Source organism: Desulfobacter curvatus DSM 3379 (assembly GCF_000373985.1).
GTDB classification, from domain to species: domain Bacteria; phylum Desulfobacterota; class Desulfobacteria; order Desulfobacterales; family Desulfobacteraceae; genus Desulfobacter; species Desulfobacter curvatus.
Window position 1 is genome coordinate 1 of record NZ_KB893026.1, and the last position, 1533, is coordinate 1533.

Genomic DNA, 1533 nt, shown 5'->3' on the forward strand with positions numbered 1-1533 from the left:
ATTCATAAAATCAGCCGAACCGCCCTGGTACGAGATCCGTATGCCGGGTGGTGTGGGAGGGCTCCTCAGTGATGGGGAGTCCTATCCCGATTATAATTTATCATTAGAAAATTTTAATGTCGTATTTTAAAATTAAAGAGTTAACAACAATATATGTCCCCCACAATAAAAAAAATCCTCCTAATATGTATATAATTCCCATGATTACCGCTTGATTTCCGTAAACACGAGAGCCAGAATGACTGCTTTGTATATCCTTCTTAAAAAATCCATTTCGGATTCCATAAATGATAAAAGTAATTCCGAGAATCAAACATAAAAATCCGAATATTGATGGAATAATCATCTATGGTATCTTTTTTATTATAAAGTTCTGAATCACCGGTGTGAGTGAAGCGTAGCGGAACTCACATCCGTGTGGATTCGGTTGTTGGGTTGCCATTCATTCTCCTTTCCAGAGAATTTACTTGGCAATTTTACCCCAGAATAGTGTATGTGTGAAAAATGCATAATAATCTGAAAGATTCAGAATGAAATCCGGTGAATCCGGCTGGCATAGCCGCCGGAATTCTGACAGGTCCTCGGATGACAGTTCAAGCTCAACATTCGGCCAACGTATATTAAAAAGATCCACCAAGGCATTGCGTATTTCGCGACTAAGCGGGGCATAGAAACTGTTTGCAAATACTTTTGCATCGGGTTCCTTTAGCCCTATCTCACGGAACCAACTCAGTGCATGCAGGAAGTGCGTCTCTGGTTTTTTCCCATGTATAAATGGAGCAATGCCACCAGATGTCGCTCTGAGACGGGCTTCCAACCGAGGATATCCGGGCAGCAAGTTTTCCGAAGACCAGCCAGAGATTGCTACAATACCACCAGGTTTTACAACACGTGCCAACTCTTTCATTAAAGGCAGCGGTTCCCAAGGGCCATATCCAATGCAGTCGGCACTCCATGCCCAATCAAAGGTTCTATCGTCGAAGGGGATATTGCCAACATCCCCTTCCTGAAATGAAATCCGTTCTGACAGACCCTCCTCTTTCACAATTTCTTCGCCACGATTCAGGAACTCCGGGGATACATCGAGCCCGGTGACATGCCCAGTGCCTCCCACCGCCTCGGACAACAGTAAGCATTGAAGACCGACGCCACACCCCGCATCTAATCCGCGGCTGCCGAGTGGAAGCTGTATTGTCTCAATCGTTGCACGAAGGATTGACTCTCTCAAGGGATTGGCCACCAAGAGGCTATGCATATATGAATCCGTGTCCATTGTAATCCTTTTTAATCATAGTTCAAACTGTGGTTTTACGTTGCCAGCAACGTTATGTGATTTGTGTCCTATAAAAAATAATCTTTTGAATGGCAGTAAGACTTTTCCGTTTTTTTGATTCGGATACGCTTTTTCGATTCCCATTAAAACTTTTTTTTCAAATTGATCTTGGATTTCGCTTGTTCCCATTTTGAATTTTATAAATTTAAAAATCAATAAAATCGGTCGAAAAAGTCTAATTTTTAGAGCATACACCCAAT

2 protein-coding genes are annotated in these 1533 nt (G+C 42.3%); both read right to left on the bottom strand.

Annotated elements, in window-relative coordinates; genetic code table 11:
• Window positions 1-463 precede the first annotated feature (463 nt).
• Window positions 464-1273, bottom strand: coding sequence for a class I SAM-dependent methyltransferase (locus tag B147_RS0109800; protein ID WP_020587032.1), 810 nt, complete (start codon window positions 1271-1273; stop codon window positions 464-466).
• Window positions 1274-1288: 15 nt separating this feature from the next.
• Window positions 1289-1533, bottom strand: a 245-nt coding sequence (locus tag B147_RS32425; protein WP_211216934.1) for a hypothetical protein, incomplete at its 5' end; no start/stop codon positions are given.